Below are 17,885 nucleotides of genomic sequence, written 5' to 3'. Positions count from 1 at the left end.
CAAACGCCATTTCATTTATAATAACAGTAACAAAAACGTAAAGGGTGACCCAATTACATGAAGTACTAATCCTATTTTCCTGAAAACATACAAGGGAAGGCATTCTTTTTTTAGCAGATTGCTCTGCTTGATTTCTGCATGCCGTCCACTTGATTTTTCAGAATAGGATTGGTTTGGGTAGTGATTAAAAGGGAGAAGTCTCTTTTTCCTTGCACGCATGCCTCCTATTCTGAAAATGGATAGGGGGCATTTTTTGTCTCCACGCAACGCACGAAATAGGGAGGCGTTTTTATGATTTTATTAGAAGCCAAAGGTATAAAAATGTATGTAAAAGACAGGCTATTAATGGATGCAGGAAACCTAGATATCGAGCACAATGACCGTATTGGCCTAGTCGGAACCAACGGGAGTGGGAAAACCACATTACTAGAAGTCCTTGCCGGAGAGAGATATCCCAGTGAAGGTACTGTTATATCGGAAGCCACAAGCGAGTTGCTTCCACAGTTGAAACAAACAAATACAACACAGAGCGGCGGGGAAGTAACGCAAGCGTATATTAATCAAGCATTAGCGAACAAAGCGGACATCTTACTGGCCGACGAGCCGACAACAAATCTGGATACCGCGCATATGGAAAAACTGGAGAGTAAACTTTTGAGATGGCAAGGGGCTTTCGTCATCGTTTCCCATGATCGCGCCTTTTTAGACGCTCTATGTACAACTATATGGGAAATCAATGATGGGAAACTCAACAAATACAAAGGAAACTATACGGATTATACCGCTCAAAAAGAGATAGAACGTAGGCAACAGGAAAATGCCTACGAAAACTATGTCAAAAAGAAACAGCAACTGGAACAAGCATTGGAGTTGAAAGAGCAAAAAGCAAAACGAGCAACGAAAGTTCCAAAGAAGGTTAGCCCTTCCGAAGCGGGTAGTAAAGGGGCAAAGCCTTATTATGCAAACAAACAAAAGAAACTCCGAAAATCAGTAAAAGCAATCGAAACCCGATTGGACCAATTAGAAGAAGTAGAAAAAATAAAGGAATCCCCACCGATTAAGATGGATCTGCCTAACAAAGAAACATTTCACAACCGAATTGTTTTACGATGGGATAATGTTACAGGCATGATAGCGAATCGAATGCTATGGCAAGAAACGAATTTTCATATCAAAGGTGGAGACAAAATAGCCATCCTTGGAAAAAACGGCAGTGGGAAAACAACATTATTGAAAAAAATCATGCATGAGGCGGAAGGGGTAACGATCTCCCCTGCGATGGAAATTGGCTATTTCAGTCAAAATTTAGATGTGTTGGATCTGAATACATCCATTTTAGAAAATGTGCGTTCAACGTCCAATCAAGACGAAACCTTCATTCGTACGGTACTAGCCCGGCTTCACTTTTTCAGGGAAGATGTATATAAGAACGTGCAGGTTTTAAGTGGTGGAGAACGGGTGAAAGTAGCTTTTGCAAAACTATTCGTCAGTGATATAAACACTTTACTGCTAGATGAGCCGACTAATTTTCTGGATATTGAAGCGGTTGAAGCGTTGGAAGAGCTCCTGCTCGACTATGAAGGTACTGTTCTGCTTGTCACCCATGACCGACGCTTTATCCAACATATAGCGAACCGTGTTTTAACAATCGAAAATCAGGAGATCCATGTATTTGATGGAACCTATGAAGCATATAAAAACCATGTTCCGCAAGTAGAAGCTGATCCGGTAGAAGAGGAATTACTCCTCCTGGAAACAAAAATATCCGAAACGCTCAGCAAGCTCAGTATCGAACCATCTGAAGCATTGGAGCAGGAATTTCAAGAACTATTGCGTAGAAAGAAAGCGTTAAAGAACGGCAGCGATTAACCTGCCGTTCTTTAACGCATCTATTGATTGTTTATCTCCATGAAAGGGATCCGCTACATTTTCTCTATAATAGCTAATCCAAATGACAAAGATTATTTTTAAAAAACGTTAAACATAAAAGGCTTATACATACACCTATGATTCCTCTTCTCTTTTCTCTTCAAAAATGCGCATACGTTCTTCAAAGCTTACTTCTTTGTGTACTTGATGCAGCATCCATTGGTAGCCAAACGGATCATTGAATATAGCATTGGATACACCGAAATCAGGAATTTCCGTTACCGGTTGAAGTTCCTTACAGCCAGCGTTCATTGCTTTTGAGTAAATTTCGTTGATATCAGGAACCATAATGTTAAACCAAATGGTTTGAGGATTATCCGGCTTTGGTGCAATCAACCCAAATTCCGGATTTTCATCCAGCATGTGGAAACGAGTACCATACAGGCTAAAAATGACCTCATTTTCACCTTTAGAGAAATCTGTAACTTCCACACGCTCAACATCAAATATTTTTTCATATAATTCCAATGCTTTCCTACTATCTGCAACAATCATATCAATTTCTACGCCAGTCATAACGAACACACTCCTTCTTGAACATTGTTTATCAGAAATACATACTCTGAACGTATGCTTCCACAAATGGACCTTATTTATGAATAAAGCGCATACCCTAATATGGAACAAAGCAACCCTATATAGAACAATGGTAAACCTTCTGGCAGCGGTATGTATACACTTTTAAGATCTACCAACTTCCCCATCTAATCGCTTCATCATAGAAACAACATTTATATGTAAACCATTCGGCTTCTGTATAACTTCTTTATCAAAGATCCTATACCCAATTGAATGGTATAACTGTATATTTTTTGGTACAGTCATCCGGACTTTACAACATATTGTAGTCACTCCTTTTTTTACTGCGAAATCTTCTAAAGACTGTAATAATTTTTTTGCAATACCAAGACCTTGTTTTTCAGGAATTACTGCTAGCCTATAAAAATATAAACTCTCCTCTTTTAATTGAAAACGAACCACCCCAACTGGCTGATTATTAACGTAACTAATGAAACTCTGCTCACCATCTTGTAAAGCAACTAAAATAGACTGTTCCGTTTCTTCCAACGCGCTTGAATGTGGTATGTCATCTTTATATTCCATAAATGCCTTTATCATTAAATCGTGTATTACCCATGCATCTGATACCTCAGCAGTTTTTATCTTCACATTGCATTCCACCCTCTTATTGTCATAAATATACATTAAAATGTATATTTAATCAACAGAGAATATAGTTATACCTCCTGAGAATTCTGCTTTTATTAAGGAATCTGCCTTTTCGTAATGAATTAAGATGGTAGTCAACGCTCCTTAACCTCTATCCACACTCATACAAAAAAGCTGGTATCTTGTGTGAACCACATAAGATGCCAGCCAGTTTTTCATTATTCCGCTTCTGCTACAACTGCGAATCTTTCATTATCGTGTACGGGGGTTTCTATTTCATCCAGAACAGCAATGGCATAATCAGCGTAGCTTATATAACTTTCTCCTTTTTTATTTGTGATAAGCATATCTTTCCCTTTTTGATACGAACCGGTTCTTTGGCCTTCCGGATCAAAGACGGCACCAGGACTGATGAAAACCCAATTGATTCCACTGGATTGTTTCAATTCCTTCAGATTTTTCCCTTGATTGACGGAGGTTGGATAAGCTTCTTTTGGAAAATCAGCTGTCTCCATTAATGTTGTCGTTTTTTCCTTATCTACAAATAGACTACCTGCGCCGCCCACGACAACTAATCGTGTTTCAGGGGCTCCTTTTACGATATCCATTAAGACCCTGCCTGCTTCCGCGTGTTGATGTTCCTTTCCTGGCTCACGCACGCCGAACGCGTTCACCAACACATCGAGGTCCTTTATATCCTCTGTTTGTAAATCAAATATATCCTTTTCGATGATAAAATCGCTTTTCCCGGTTAATTTTCCTTCATCCCTTACAATAGATGTTACAACATTTCCTCTATCTAAAGCTTCCCTTTTGATGAAATTTCCTGCTTTACCAGATGCTCCAATAATTCCGATTTTCATTGGTAACTCCTCCATTCGATCAATCTGTTCATTCTATTCCCTCTGTAACATGAGGTAAACGTAACGTAGTCATAAGTCAAAGAGTTGTTTTCATTATCCACGTTTAATACAATAAAAAGAAGAATAGAAACAACATCAGTAAAAAAGGAGTGTTTACAGATGACCAAAAACGTACAAATCGGCAAAACAGATTTATATGTAAATCCAATTGGACTTGGTGCCAATGCAATTGGTGGGCATAATCTTTATCCAAATTTAGATGAAGAAAACAACAAAAACGTCGTCCGTACTGCAGTAGATGCCGGTCTGAATTTTATCGATACGGCATTCAGCTATGGCAAAGGCCGTTCGGAGGAACTAGTTGGAGAAGCTGTAAAGCAAACTGGAAAGCGCAATGATATTGTACTTGCCACAAAAGGGGCACAGAAGGTCATTGGTGATGAGCAAACCATTGACAACACCCCTTCATTCCTAAAACAAACGGTGGAAGAAAGTTTAAAACGGCTGCAAACGGACTATATTGATTTATTTTATATTCATAAGCCGGATGAACATACGCCAAAAGACGAAGCTGTCGGTGCATTAAAAGAATTGAAAGACGAAGGCAAAATTAGAGCCATCGGGGTATCCAATTTTTCGCTGGATCAATTAAAAGAGGCAAATCGAGATGGCTATGTCGATGTTTATCAGGGGCATTACAATCTACTAAACCGTCAAGCAGAAGAGACCCATCTTCCTTATACAGTAGAAAATAAAATTTCCTACGTTCCATTTTTCCCATTTGCATCAGGATTGCTTGCCGGGAAATATACAAAAGACACAACATTTAACGACTTCCGATCTAAAATGCCACATCTCCAAGGCGAAGCATTTAAGCAAAACCTGGAAAAGGTGGAACAACTACGTGAAATTGCCAACGCCAAACAGGCGGAAGTGGCTCATGTTGTTTTAGCCTGGTATCTAACGCGTGATTCCATCGATACGGTTATTCCAGGTGCTAAGAATGCAGACCAAGTATTAAACAATTTAAAAGCACTAGATGTACAACTAACAGAAAAAGAAACCCAACACATTGATGATCTATTTTCATAAAATAAGGAAGGACCCTGCTTAGGCAACGAATGAGCAGGGCTTCTTACTATGCTGGCCTCCTCCGCCAAGATAAATCTTATAAAGTACTGATTGCAGGGGAACAAAAGCGAAAAGCGACTGGTTAAAAAACGTAGAGATCCCCGCGTTGCAACTAAGATTAGATGAACGTGACTTGTCGCCAATGAATGGTGAAAGTCTACGTGAATCCTATAAACCTTATCGCAGGCTTTTAAAGATAATTTACGTTAAAATAGTAATGAGGATGGTTTACATGAAAAGGAGTGTTGGAAAATGGCAAATCAATATCAAAGTATTCTAGTAGCAGTGGATGGATCACAAGCAGCGGACTATGCATTTCGCAAATCCATTGATGTTGCAAAACGGCATGAAAATTCCATCTTAAACATTGTAAACATAATTGATTCTCGTTCGTTTGTAGGTTATAATCATTCCATTATTGATCAAGCACAGCGCCATTCAGAGGAACTTTTAAACAAATACAAGTCACAAGCTGAAGCCGCAGGTGTTGAAAAGGTAAATATAATAATTGAACATGGCTCCCCAAGGAGCATTATCACAAATGATATCGTTGCATCCGTAGAAGCTGATGTCATTATCTGTGGGGCTACAGGTCTCAATACGGTTGAGCGTTTCCTAATTGGTTCTGTTTCTGAATCAATCGTACGTTCTGCAACATGTGATGTCTTGGTTATCAGAACTCCTGAGTAATGGTGGAGTAGGGCAACGTAAACGTTATTACGTTGCTCCTTTTTCCATATGTACTACCATACGATTCATTGACATTCACGCATCCATTAGCTAAACTATGTTTAATTAAGAATAAATCAATTCAGATTAAACAGCGGAGGTGATGGCATGAGCGAGAATTTATCATTAAAATCATTTGTTGTTTTGATGAAGTCCGCTAAATCCATCCAAGAACAAATTAAAAAAGATATCCATAAACATGGAATGAAAACATCGGATTTTACTGTTCTGGAGGCTTTATATCACAAAGGCCGGCAAACAGTCAAGCAGATTTCTGACGCTGTCCTCATTAATACAGGGTCGATTACCTATGTCATCGACAAATTAGAATCTAACCATTTACTTGAACGAAGTAACAGTAAAGAAGACCGCCGCGTTGTTCATATTCAAATCACCGAGAAGGGAAAAGAAGTCATGGATGACATTTTTCCCAAACACCAAAACGCAATCGAAGAAATCTTTTCCGACCTAACAACAGAAGAAAAGGAAACACTTATTGATCTGTTGAAAAGAGCAGGAAAAAAGGAAATAAACGAATCGTAAAAAAGATGGGGTGTATATAAGGCAAAAAGGAGCAAAGGCGCAAGCGCCCGGGTAGCAACGTACAAACTGGAGCACCCCGCAATGAGATAAAGGAAACACGGTGAGGTACGAGCCGATGTTGACTTATCGTAGTGGAGGAATGCGCAAGTTTGCTAGTTGCTGGGCGCCGGAGCCGGACGTGGCTTACTCTATTAGTAAGATTAGTACCGCCCAAATTTTATACATTCTTATCTTGTAAAAAAGGGGGATTTCTAATGATTGTCAGAGAACGGGAAAATGAATTTGTTTTGATCAAACAACACGATCACGCTCAAATATCCGGCGAAATTGTTAAAAACTGGCGAAATGATTTATGGAAAGATGCAACATGTCGCTGCAAATCCGTTGAATATGCGATTTACAATCATGATCTCGGGTGGAAGCCTGTTGATGAGCAACCGTTCTGGAATGACCAAAAACAGAAACCTTATTCCTTTATCGACTTTCCCACCCCTTTAAAGACCGTGTTTTACAAACATGGGATTGATGAAGTAATGAAACATGATTCGTATGCAGGATTACTATGCAGCAGGCACTATATGAATTTCCTTTTACAAGAGACCTCAAGGGAAGCAAGAGCCTTTGTCGACCAAGAAACAGAGCGACAGCAGCAAATCGCTGCATCTTTATCCGATATTGATAAAGCTGTATTTGATTCTCATTATGCCCTGCTCCAACTTTGTGATAGCCTATCTTTATATTTGTGCTTAAATGAACCCGGAGTCCTGATGAAAGATGGACACCCTTTTTTCCGAGATGGCGTCCCGATTCCTTCTGCACTAGAAGAATTTCATGACACCAAAATGGAACTTACGTGGAAAGATCAGCGTACTATTGCTATCCATGAATTCCCTTTAGAAAATCCACTACCAATTACGTTAAAGCAGAAAATAGTTACAAAAGAGGATATTTCAACGAAAGGATTCATTCCTAGTTATGAAGCAGCTCCTTTGCAAAAGATTGACCTGCTTCTAGTTGAAGATGAAACAGATAAACGCTGATACGAATTACACTCGTTCAGCGTTTTTCTGACTAAAATTTTCTAACTCCAAAATTGTTTTGAAGGACAGCCCAGTTTTGGGGAAATGGATTTCCCAGTACCCAGTAACCTGCTCCCCGTAGCCCATAATTCTTGAGCGTATCATATTTTGCTTGCATACTCCGGGCATCTTCAAACCATACTTCATGCGCTTGCCCATTTTCGTCCACATAACGGAAAAAAGGAGATTGAGCCGTTTCATCATACGCGATAACGGCGCCATACCCGGCAGCCAGCTGTACAGCCGCTTTCGGACTAATCGTTCGTGCCGTTGTCCCTTCCACCCATGGAATTTCCCAATCACGTCCATATAACGGTATGCCCATGGCAATTTTACTACGGGGGATTTCGGTTACGGCATAATCCAGCACTTGCTGCACATTAGAAATAGGAGCAATCGCCCCAGGCCTGCCTCCAGCCCAGCCCCATTCATATGTCATGATAAAGACAAAGTCGACGATTTCCCCGTGGGCCCGGTAATCATGTGCCTCATAAAGCAACCCTTGTTGATCAGCTGAAATTTTAGGCGCAACTGCTGTGGAAACAATAAGCCCTTGTGGATGCATACGTGCAACGGTACGCCTTAAAAAATCATTATAATTTTCACGATCCGCTGGATAAACATATTCTAAATCAAAATTTATACCAATATACCCCTTCGTATTCATCTCATGGATCAGGTTGGATATCAATGTTTCTTGAAGATCCGGATCACGTAGTATCGTAGCTGCCATATCTGAATCAAAAGTCCCGTTCGAAAAATTGGTTAGCACTAACAGCGGGGCACTATTTGTAGCATTTGCCGCTTCCAGGACTAGCTCATCCTGTAAATTTGTAATCGTACCATCCGCATTCATATGATAAGAAAATGGGGAGAGATAGGTGAAATTTCTTCCTAATGCCAATACTTCCTGGCTGCCCTGTTCATTCAATTGCGTGGTAAAAGCATTTATTTCCGTTACTGGCCTATCTGCAGCAGGGATTCCCAATGTCTGCCCTATCTGGATTAGGCCGGGGTTTGCAATATTATTTGCTTGCACCAATTGGTTAACAGTGACCCCATACACTTGAGCGATAGTCCAAAGCGACTCCCCAGGCTGCACGACATGAGCGAAATAAGGAATAATGAGCATTTGTCCAATGTAAATAAGCGAGGGATTTGTAATATTATTAACTTCCGCAAGCTCCTGCACAGTCACACCATACATCTGTGCAATAGACCAAAGGTTATCTCCTGCTTGCACAACATATTCCCGGTTCGGATCCGGAATAACGAGCGCCTCCCCCACGACAAGCACATCCGGATTATCCAATTCGTTGACGTAAGCAATTTGATTCATATCTGAACCATAGTGCTGTGCTATCCTCCATAAAGATTCACCACGCTGCACCACATGTATCTGCATCTTTTTCCTCCTTCATTTACAGTCTCTATTTAGTAGGGTATTCATGTGACACATGTCCTGTTAAATGGAATTGAGATAGCTTTTGGAAGCCAACAATTGCTTATCAAACGGGTAACTTCATCGGTAAATACATCAAAAAACGTGGATAATCCTAACCACTTTTGGCAACGTTATAGATAGATGCATAAACCCTAAGTATAAGCCTCATTTTTTGCCTGAGGTTTGCTTAGAAATAAGCATGCAAATCGATACGACATTGGAGGTAAAAATATGAGCAAAGATCCATCAAATGAAACCAACCATCAAACGCATATGGAAAATGACGACACATTAACAACAAGACAAGGACATCCTGTTACAAACAACCAAAACATAAGAACTGTAGGGAGCCGCGGCCCGGCGACACTCGAAAACTATGATTACATCGAGAAGATCAGCCATTTTGACAGAGAAAAGATACCGGAGCGCATTGTTCATGCTCGCGGTGCAGGTGCGCATGGATATTTTGAAGCATATGGAACGGTTGGCGATGAACCTATTTCAACCTATACACGGGCTAAACTTTTTCAGGAAAAAGGGAAACAGACACCACTTTTCATTCGTTTTTCAACGGTGGTTCATGGCAAACACTCTCCAGAAACGCTTCGTGACCCACGCGGGTTTGCAGTTAAATTTTACACAGAAGATGGCAACTGGGATTTAGTTGGAAACAACATAAAAATCTTCTTTATTCGGGATGCTATGAAATTCCCTGACATGATTCATGCATTCAGACCCGATCCCATTACAAATATTCAAGATAGTGAGCGTTTCTTTGATTTTTGCGCGAATTCCCCAGAATCCTTTCATATGGTTACATTTATTTATTCGCCTTGGGGAATTCCGGCAAACTATCGGATGATGCAAGGTTCTGGGGTTAATACGTATCGATGGGTGAACAAGGATGGTGAAGCAGTACTTGTGAAATACCACTGGGAACCAAAGCAAGGTATTAAAAATTTAACCCAACAAGAGGCAAATGATATCCAAGCTACAAACTTCAACCATGCTACACAGGATTTATATGACGCAATTGAGCGTGGTGAATATCCAGAATGGGAACTTTTCGTACAGATAATGAGTGATGATGCGCACCCTGAACTGGATTTCGATCCACTTGATGACACCAAAATATGGCCACAAGATCAGTTCCCATGGCTTCCAGTCGGAAAAATGGTTCTCAACAAAAATCCGGAAAATTATTTTACTGAAGTAGAACAAGCTGCGTTCGGCACCGGGGTTCTTGTGGATGGACTAGATTTTTCCGATGATAAAATGCTGCAAGGCAGGACCTTTTCGTATTCTGATACACAGCGCTATCGTGTTGGTGCTAATTATTTGCAAGTACCGATTAATGCTGCCGAGAAGCGCGTAGCAACCAATCATGAAGGTGGGCCAATGCGGCAATCCAACGACAAAGCACCCGAGCAAAACCCGCATGTTAACTATGAACCATCTAGCTTGGGTGGCTTAAAGGAAGCAGAACAAGTTGGAAAAGAACATACGCCAAAAGTCGAAGGAAAACTCGTACGCGAATCCATCGAACGAAACGACAATACGAAACAAGCCGGTGAAACCTTCCGCTGGTTTGAAGACTGGGAAAAAGATGATTTGATTTCTAACCTTGTAGCTGATATTTCCGAATGTAGCCAAGAAATTCAAGATAAAATGATTGCACTTGCCCAAAGCGCGGATGATGAATACGGACGACGCCTGCGCGATGGACTGGATGAAGCAAAGAAGATGAAAGACAAGGATAGTTCCAGTCAAAATCCCCTCGGAAATAAAGATGCTGAAAAAGCGCCGAAACAAGCGACAGAAAAAGGACATGATGCTGAGCCTTATTAGAAAAAACAATTTACGGACGATGCGGAGTGAAGTGCCCATAAGCTGGTACTTCACTCCATTTACAATGGCAGTTGAACAGCATACGTTGAATATTCCTGCTTCGGGAAGTTGATTTTTCGTACGCTCTGGGAGGTGCCCGAAGTTGCGGTGGATTTCTCTGTCTTGTCGGTTGATACCTTTATCTCTTCGGTTGATTCCTTCAGATTTGCGGACCACTCTTATCCCCCAGTTGATTATCAGACTAGGCTTCGGCCAATTGCTTGATCTTCCTTTTTGCTACATGTGAAAATTCAGCAGATGCCTTTTGAAAATCCTTTCCATTCGTAAGCAACGAAAAATCCCCATGTCTTAATCGCAGCCTTGTACCATTTCCATGTGTCAATATTTCATAACTATACATGATCTCCCCAGGATTTGGGTTTACATTCCAATTCGATACATATAGCGCTATTTGCATTTCTTTTTGATGCTTCACCTTGATGACAGTATTTTTGGCATAACCACCATCGGGAAAAAACCACATCATCTCACTCCCCATACAAAGCGCTTCTTCCTGGAAATCTACCGGCAAATCGTCCCATTTCCTAACATATTTCGAAAGTGTAAGTACCTCCCAAACCCTAGAAAGCGGTGCATGAATAATAATTTCATCGGTTACGATTAAGGTAGCCATTTAATGTCGATTCCTCCTGTCATATGTCTTTTCTGTGATTAGTTTATAACCAGACTATTAATCGTATCCATATTTACGATAACAAAATGAAGCACGTCGTCGTTCCAAAAAGGGAAATAGGTGTCAACCATCTTATGTTTTCCTTCTTTTTTAGTTTATATATTTGAACATCGATGTACATAAGTGGTAACCTTTACATATCACGAAAAAGGAGGATTAGCTATGCACCATTCCATTCCAGAGATCACACTTAATGATGGCATGACTGTTCCGGCTATCGGTTTTGGCACGTATAACCTTAATGGAAATGACGGTGTCAATGCGATAACCAGTGCAATGGATATAGGCTATCGACTCATTGATACGGCTTATAATTATGAAAATGAGGGTACTGTTGGTAAGTCCCTGAAGCGTAGTTCTATTCCAAGAAGTGATTTGAGAATTACATCCAAATTACCAGGTCGTTATCACACATACGATAAAGCCGTTACGACCATTCAAGAATCGTTATATCGCGCGAATCTGGATTATTATGATTTATATCTTATCCATTGGCCCAACCCGAACCAAGATATGTACGTAGAAGCTTGGCAAGCGTTAATTGACGCTAAAAAGTGGGGATTAGTTCGTTCTATTGGTGTGTGTAATTTCCTGCCTGAACATCTCGAGCGCTTACACAAGGAAACAGGAGTGAAACCAAGCATTAATCAAATCGAATTACATCCATTTTTCAACCAAGAAGACCAAAGAAAATGGCATGAGGAAAATAACGTTCAGACAGAGTCTTGGAGTCCATTAGCACGTGCAAATGACGTTTTACAAAATGAAGCGATTCAAAAAATTGCCGACCGTCATAACAAGACGACTTCCCAAGTTATTTTACGCTGGCATTATCAATTAGGGGCAATCGCCATCCCTAAATCTGCATCTTACGAGCGACAATTAGAAAATATATCCATTTTTGATTTTTCACTTGATGACGAGGACATGGGTACACTTGCATCATTGACTCGCCCGGATGGTAGAAATAACAACTTGGATCCTGCTATTTATGAAGAATTTTAACATAGGAAGCGCATCACTTTTTTAGAATAAGTGATGCGCTTAAATACGTTATCGTAGCGTGAGTTAAAAGCTCTACAATTGTAAGAACCGCAATCGATATGCATTCATTGCTGTCTCCCCTAGTGTATCAAGCAAGTTATGATTAGCATATGCACCTACAATGGCGCCAAATCCCGGTACCAGTTGCAGCATTTTAATCAGATCTATATAATCCCGGTACTCCTGTTGAAACACATGCCAATCCATATCCATGAGCTTTTCCTTTTCAGATTCCCAGTTTGCTATTATATGAAAAGTTTCCCTTCGCTTGTCATCACTCGAAAAGGCAAGCTGGAATACATGAAGAATGAACAAACGCTCCTCATACTCATTTGGATCATAGCCATACACAGAAGCAGCATCAAATAAAAACTTCATCTTGATTGATAAAAGCAATGGGAAATCAGCGAACCCGAGGAAAATCCCCCCTGCGCCGGTTCCGGCACCTTCCATAACCGCTGTTTTCCGGTAAGATGTCAGCTTTTCCTTCATAAGTTCATCCCTCTCGTACAAACTCACGCCAGCTGGTTGCGGTTTTGCCGATATGATATTCGATCCGATCAGGGTTGCCTTTACCATATTTTTTATGCTCTCTGTTATGATGTTGTGCGCTTTATCAGGAATCAGCCCGTTCATTTTTGTTTGTGCTTTCTTTGATACTTGGTTGAAAATACTGGATCGTTTCAGCACTTTCTGCCTCCACACTTTTATATCCTTGTAAACTTTCATTTCATATTCTTTCATTTAAAATCATCCTCTTTTTCATACACGTTATTCTATGGAAAGAGATGCCGTTTTGCTTTTTATTGTATAATGTGATGTTCCTGTTTATGACAGGAATATCTGCTTCATATTGTGGCATAAGCTAAAATAGAATGCCACTATGTTTTACTCTGATATAAAAAGGAAATATAATAAGATGTAGCTATTCCAATAGGAAAGGACGGGATCAATACATGGATACGTTTCAAGCACTTGTATTAGATAAAGAAAAGGATCAAACGCATTTAAACGTTAAACATATAACGTTGGATGATGTATCGGAAGGAGATGTAATCATACAGGTTGCCTATTCCAGCATTAATTATAAAGATGCAATGGTCGGGATTAACAATCAGATGATTGAATCTCTCCCTCACATTCCAGGCATTGATTTAGCCGGAACCGTTATCGAAGCTACAGATGGAAGTTTTAAAAAAGGCGATGAAGTTATTGTGACAAGCTACGCTCTTGGTACTGGACATTCTGGCGGATTTAGCGAGGTTGCCAGAGTTCCCAAGGAATGGGTTGTACCACTGCCAGATGGCCTATCTCTCAAAGAAGCAATGATTCTTGGCACAGCTGGATTAACGGCTGGTTTATCCATCCAAAGACTCGAAGACAATGGGTTAACTCCGAATAATGGCTCCGTACTTGTCGCAGGAGCAACAGGCGGTGTCGGCAGTCTCGCTGTAGACATGCTAGCGAAAAAAGGCTACGACATTACAGCGAGCACGGGCAAATCCAGTGAAGCAGAATATCTGAAAAAATTAGGTGCGAAAGAAATTATAAATCGGGAGGAAGTAACCGATACAGACGGAACACCAACAAGAAAGAAAAAATGGGCAGCTGCTATTGACCCCGTTGGCGGGCAAACCCTTCAATATATACTAAGCAGCTTGAAATACGGTGGATCCGTTGCTACGAGTGGTTTAGTGGGTGGAACCAAAGTTTCTACGACGGTACTACCGTTTATCTCCAGAGGCGTGAACTGGCTTGGTATTGATTCCGTTCAATGCCCGATGGAGTTACGCACGAAAATTTGGAAACGTTTGGCAGATGATTTAAAACCTACATTTCTTTCAGGAGACGTTGTCAATGAAGTGTCCTTGGAGAGCGTCCCCAACGTGCTAAAGGAAATTTTAGAAGGGGAGGTTCGTGGACGCACACTTGTTAAATTATAATGCCTTTATAAAGCACAGTGCAGATTTTCCAAATCTTATTGAGTAATGCCTCATCACGCAAATGAGTGACGATTATCAAAGCTTGATGCTCTAAACGGGTACTCATCACGCGAATGAGTAACGATTATCGAAGCTTGATGCTCTGAACGGGTACTCATCACGCGAATGAGTGACGATTCCCGGAGTATGATGCTCTGAATGTAGTGAAGTTAGACCACTTTTTTACCTAACAAAACAAAGGTTTAGGGCACACGTTTATAACGTACAAACCATGCTCAGCGCTGCGGGGGGCTTGCGTGCGTACGCAAGTCCACCCTTTTTTCTCATGTTAATTGCTGCTGGGCAAATTCACGATACAGGGCGTGGGTTTGTGTCAATTCCTGATGCGTTCCTCTCCCTGTTACCCTCCCTTTTTCAATAAAGATGATCTGATCGGCATCTGTAATGGTTGATAATCGATGTGCGATAACAAAGGTTGTACGCCCCTCCATCAACCTCGTCAATGCCTGCTGAACAACCTTTTCCGATTGACTATCCAAGCTTGCGGTTGCCTCATCCATCATGAGGATTTTAGGATCTCGCAGGAATGCACGTGCAATGTTTATCCGTTGTCTCTGTCCGCCGGAGAGCTTCACACCACGCTCCCCCACTTTCGTATCCAACCCTTCTGAGAATGTCTTAATAAATTGATCCGCATAAGCCATTTCAGCAACTTCCCATAGTCGCGAATCTAGTATACGTTCAGGCTCGCTTAATCCATAAATTAAGTTTTCACGGATGGTTCCCGCCATCATCGCACTTTCCTGAGAAACATACCCAATTTGATCACGCCATGATTTCATCGATAAATCCGTTATCGACGTATCCCCGATTCGTATATCTCCTGCAGTTGGTTCATAAAACCGCTCGATCAAACTGAATAATGTGGATTTACCTCCACCACTTGGTCCGGCAAAAGCAACCTTTTCTCCAGGTTGTGCTTCGAAAGACACATTTTCTAGTACAGGTTCATTCGCATTATAGGCAAAAGAAACATGTGATACATAAATTGCTTCATTTGAAATATCCTTCTCTACACCGGATTGGCCTACCTCCTTAGGCAAGTCGATAATGTTGATAATCCGCTCTGTCGCACCTTTAGCCTTTTGCAATTGGGTAAAAAACATCGCAAATGTCGTAATCGGCATAATGATCTGGAAAAGGTAAAGTAAAAATGCAACAAGAGAGCCTGTCGACATCGACCCCTCAGCAACACGTATGCCTCCATATCCAATGATTACCACGACAACAACCATAATAATCAGATACATAAGGGGGCCAATTAGAGCTAGAATACGTGCTTCCTTTAATCCAAATGTAAGCAGTTTTCCTATGTCCCCCGTCCCTTTTTTCTCTTCAACAGGCTCAGCAGTTGAAGACTTCATGAGACGAATTTCAGCAAGTGTTTGTTGAATATTTCCTGTAAACGTTGCTGTCTCATCCTGCATACCTCGCGAGATTTTCGCCATCCTTCTTCCTAGCGGGATCATCAACGCAATCGTAAATGGTACAGCAATCAACATTATTAATGTCATTTTCCAATCCATCAGGAATAGAATCGTCACTGCCCCTATGATGGAAATGACTCCTGTAATAAACTGTGGAAAATGGGTGGAAATCAGATCTTTCACAATCCCCGTATCATTAACAACACGACTCACCGATTCACCACTTGTCTGTTTATCAAAGTAACTGACGGGCAAACGAATGAGTTTTAGCCACATCATTTCCCTTAGTCGTGCAACAATTTTTTGCCCAACCGAAGCTAATAGATAGGTAGAAAAACCATCAATCACTGCCTGCAAAATAAAAGCCGCTCCGATAGCAATGATAATCGTAGCGCTTATAGATTCCAGGGAAAAGCCATCTACTATTTCTCTTGTCAGCAATGGAATGGTTAATCCTACCAGTGTTGTGATTACACTACCAATTAAGCCTAATGTCAGAGCCAACTTTGGGATATTTGTTGATAATAAGAGGGAAATAAAGGATTTTAGACCTTGATCATTTTGTTGTTCTTTCATAGTATGGCTCCTAACATTTTCTTGTTTGGTGTTTATCCCCCATATACTAATACGTTAATGTATTCAGAGACAGACCCCTGACATTACTTCCGTTCTCTCCATAACGTCATTGGATTTTCTGCCCCGTCATCCAGTGGCATATGTATCATGGAAAGAGTTCGTTCTGATTTTGGCTTTTGCATGTCCTCGTATATTGTTTTTGCTTTCCCTAATCCAGCCTCAACCGCTTCCTCCATGGAGGCACAGTAAAAAACATTTTCAATTCCGGCGAGATACATTGCTGCTAAACACATGGGGCAAGGCTCCCCGCTTGCGTACATAGTATATGCCGATAAGTCATTCGTTTGTAATTCTTTCTGTGCGCGTCGAATAGCCAGCATTTCTGCATGTCCACTAACATCATATGTTTCATGTAGCTCATTGACCCCTTCAGTAATAGTATTAGTAACGATCCCTTTCGTAACACATTCGTTTGCCCATATAGCTCACTCTATAGTAAAATTGTATAATAATATGATCGTCAAATTCCATTATGGGAGGGGTCATTTATGGCTAAAAGGAAAACTGTGCAGCATGTATCTAACTTGGAGAAAGCGCTTGGAAGAGCAGCTAAGAAAGTCTAAAAATTATCCTTATTGCATATTGCAACGAAGGTTGTCGTCTAAAGGATTGGAGACAACCAATTTTTCTAAAATGGAGGCTGAAAAATGGATAAATTCATGGAACGAGCAGTAAATCTAGCTGTAGAAAATGTAAAAGATGGCGGACAGCCGTTTGGTGCAGTTCTTGTAAAAGATAATAATATACTTTTGTTTTTGCTAACGTTGGCAAATCAGCAGAAATATCGTATGATTCATTCACCCCATAATGAACACCGCCCAGACCACCAGTAGCAAAAAAGCGTATGCCAGCTAACTCAGATGCATACATTGTTGCTGCTACGGTGGTAGCCCCAATTTGATTACTGGATAGTACGCTCGGAATATCATGAATACTTGTCTTAAATGCATTCGGGGATTTGCCAAGCAATTCTATTTCATCCTCTGTCAGTCCAATGTGGATATAACCGTCCAGTATCGCAATGGTTGCAGGGACAGCCCCTTCTTCACGTATTGTTTTTTCGGTTTCGGTGGCTAATTCTACATTCTGCGGATAAGGGAAACCATGTGAAATTATCGTAGACTCAAGAGCTACAACTGGTTTTCCTTCATCAAAAGCCTTTTGAACTTCTTTACTTATTTTTAAATAACTCATTTTCATTCCTCCAATTATTTTCAAGTTGTAAAGATACTTTTAAGGAGCAGATTAATAAACTAGAAATATAGTTTCAAAAAGCATTTACCTAAGTTGTGTGCTGTGTCAGAAC

General features: G+C 40.7%; 16 protein-coding genes and 1 pseudogene. 8 read left to right on the top strand and 9 right to left on the bottom strand.

Features of this window, described 5'->3' with window-relative positions; all coding sequences use genetic code 11:
• The first annotated feature begins 291 nt into the window (after positions 1 to 291).
• A complete protein-coding gene (locus KFZ56_RS03275; RefSeq protein ID WP_222640228.1) occupies positions 292 to 1,869 on the top strand; it encodes a Vga family ABC-F type ribosomal protection protein in 1,578 nt (525 codons plus the stop codon).
• Between the two features lie 135 nt (positions 1,870 to 2,004).
• Here the strand turns inward: KFZ56_RS03275 and KFZ56_RS03270 are convergent, their stop codons facing one another.
• From KFZ56_RS03270 to KFZ56_RS03260, 3 genes are all read right to left on the bottom strand, one after another.
• Positions 2,005 to 2,445 carry a VOC family protein gene (locus tag KFZ56_RS03270; RefSeq protein ID WP_222640227.1) on the bottom strand — a complete coding sequence of 147 codons (441 nt, stop codon included), beginning with the start codon at positions 2,443 to 2,445 and terminating at the stop codon, positions 2,005 to 2,007.
• Positions 2,446 to 2,610: 165 nt separating this feature from the next.
• Positions 2,611 to 3,099 carry a GNAT family N-acetyltransferase gene (locus KFZ56_RS03265; RefSeq protein ID WP_222640226.1) on the bottom strand — a complete coding sequence of 163 codons (489 nt, stop codon included), beginning with the start codon at positions 3,097 to 3,099 and terminating at the stop codon, positions 2,611 to 2,613.
• 218 nt (positions 3,100 to 3,317) lie between these two features.
• Complete coding sequence (locus tag KFZ56_RS03260; protein ID WP_222640225.1) at positions 3,318 to 3,962, bottom strand: NAD(P)-dependent oxidoreductase; 645 nt, start codon at positions 3,960 to 3,962, stop codon at positions 3,318 to 3,320.
• Positions 3,963 to 4,121: 159 nt separating this feature from the next.
• Here KFZ56_RS03260 and KFZ56_RS03255 point away from each other — a divergent pair, with 159 nt between their 5' ends.
• The 4 genes from KFZ56_RS03255 (at position 4,122) to KFZ56_RS03240 (ending at position 7,405) form a co-directional block, all read left to right on the top strand.
• Positions 4,122 to 5,054: an aldo/keto reductase gene (locus KFZ56_RS03255; protein ID WP_222640223.1), complete on the top strand. Its 933-nt coding sequence runs from the start codon at positions 4,122 to 4,124 to the stop codon at positions 5,052 to 5,054.
• 291 nt (positions 5,055 to 5,345) lie between these two features.
• Positions 5,346 to 5,783, top strand: coding sequence for a universal stress protein (locus tag KFZ56_RS03250; protein WP_222640222.1), 438 nt, complete (start codon positions 5,346 to 5,348; stop codon positions 5,781 to 5,783).
• Between the two features lie 147 nt (positions 5,784 to 5,930).
• Positions 5,931 to 6,365 carry a MarR family winged helix-turn-helix transcriptional regulator gene (locus KFZ56_RS03245; protein ID WP_222640221.1) on the top strand — a complete coding sequence of 145 codons (435 nt, stop codon included), beginning with the start codon at positions 5,931 to 5,933 and terminating at the stop codon, positions 6,363 to 6,365.
• Between the two features lie 254 nt (positions 6,366 to 6,619).
• A complete protein-coding gene (locus KFZ56_RS03240; RefSeq protein WP_222640220.1) occupies positions 6,620 to 7,405 on the top strand; it encodes a DUF3891 family protein in 786 nt (261 codons plus the stop codon).
• Positions 7,406 to 7,436: 31 nt separating this feature from the next.
• Here the strand turns inward: KFZ56_RS03240 and KFZ56_RS03235 are convergent, their stop codons facing one another.
• Positions 7,437 to 8,849, bottom strand: a complete 1,413-nt coding sequence (locus KFZ56_RS03235; RefSeq protein ID WP_222640219.1) for a LysM peptidoglycan-binding domain-containing protein — start codon at positions 8,847 to 8,849, stop codon at positions 7,437 to 7,439.
• Positions 8,850 to 9,119: 270 nt separating this feature from the next.
• On the opposite strand from KFZ56_RS03235, the gene KFZ56_RS03230 reads away from it, so the two are divergent.
• On the top strand, positions 9,120 to 10,736 hold the full coding sequence (locus tag KFZ56_RS03230) for a catalase (RefSeq protein ID WP_255584790.1): 1,617 nt from the start codon (positions 9,120 to 9,122) through the stop codon (positions 10,734 to 10,736).
• 241 nt (positions 10,737 to 10,977) lie between these two features.
• On the opposite strand, the gene KFZ56_RS03225 is transcribed toward KFZ56_RS03230, so the two are convergent.
• Positions 10,978 to 11,409, bottom strand: coding sequence for an SRPBCC family protein (locus KFZ56_RS03225; protein WP_222640218.1), 432 nt, complete (start codon positions 11,407 to 11,409; stop codon positions 10,978 to 10,980).
• 222 nt (positions 11,410 to 11,631) lie between these two features.
• Between KFZ56_RS03225 and KFZ56_RS03220 the strand changes: the two genes are divergently transcribed.
• Positions 11,632 to 12,474: an aldo/keto reductase gene (locus tag KFZ56_RS03220; protein WP_222640217.1), complete on the top strand. Its 843-nt coding sequence runs from the start codon at positions 11,632 to 11,634 to the stop codon at positions 12,472 to 12,474.
• A 72-nt stretch (positions 12,475 to 12,546) separates the two neighbouring features.
• On the opposite strand, the gene KFZ56_RS03215 is transcribed toward KFZ56_RS03220, so the two are convergent.
• Positions 12,547 to 13,257, bottom strand: coding sequence for an EcsC family protein (locus tag KFZ56_RS03215; RefSeq protein ID WP_222640216.1), 711 nt, complete (start codon positions 13,255 to 13,257; stop codon positions 12,547 to 12,549).
• Between the two features lie 212 nt (positions 13,258 to 13,469).
• Between KFZ56_RS03215 and KFZ56_RS03210 the strand changes: the two genes are divergently transcribed.
• Positions 13,470 to 14,456 (top strand): acrylyl-CoA reductase family protein, encoded by a 987-nt coding sequence (locus KFZ56_RS03210; RefSeq protein WP_222640215.1) that lies wholly within the window; start codon positions 13,470 to 13,472, stop codon positions 14,454 to 14,456.
• Positions 14,457 to 14,779: 323 nt separating this feature from the next.
• Here the strand turns inward: KFZ56_RS03210 and KFZ56_RS03205 are convergent, their stop codons facing one another.
• The 3 genes and pseudogenes from KFZ56_RS03205 to KFZ56_RS03195 all read right to left on the bottom strand — a co-directional run.
• Complete coding sequence (locus KFZ56_RS03205) at positions 14,780 to 16,519, bottom strand: ABC transporter ATP-binding protein (protein WP_222640213.1); 1,740 nt, start codon at positions 16,517 to 16,519, stop codon at positions 14,780 to 14,782.
• 83 nt (positions 16,520 to 16,602) lie between these two features.
• Complete coding sequence (locus tag KFZ56_RS03200; protein ID WP_309228338.1) at positions 16,603 to 16,956, bottom strand: nucleoside deaminase; 354 nt, start codon at positions 16,954 to 16,956, stop codon at positions 16,603 to 16,605.
• 367 nt (positions 16,957 to 17,323) lie between these two features.
• A pseudogene (locus tag KFZ56_RS03195) lies at positions 17,324 to 17,773 on the bottom strand (pseudouridine-5'-phosphate glycosidase); the annotation flags it as partial.
• Between the last annotated feature and the right edge of the window lie 112 nt (positions 17,774 to 17,885).

Source organism: Virgibacillus sp. NKC19-3 (genome assembly GCF_019837165.1).
Taxonomy (GTDB): Bacteria; Bacillota; Bacilli; order Bacillales; family Amphibacillaceae; genus Virgibacillus_L; species Virgibacillus_L saliphilus.
Note: the sequence above shows the minus strand (reverse complement) of the source record. Positions and strands in the feature narration are given on the sequence as shown.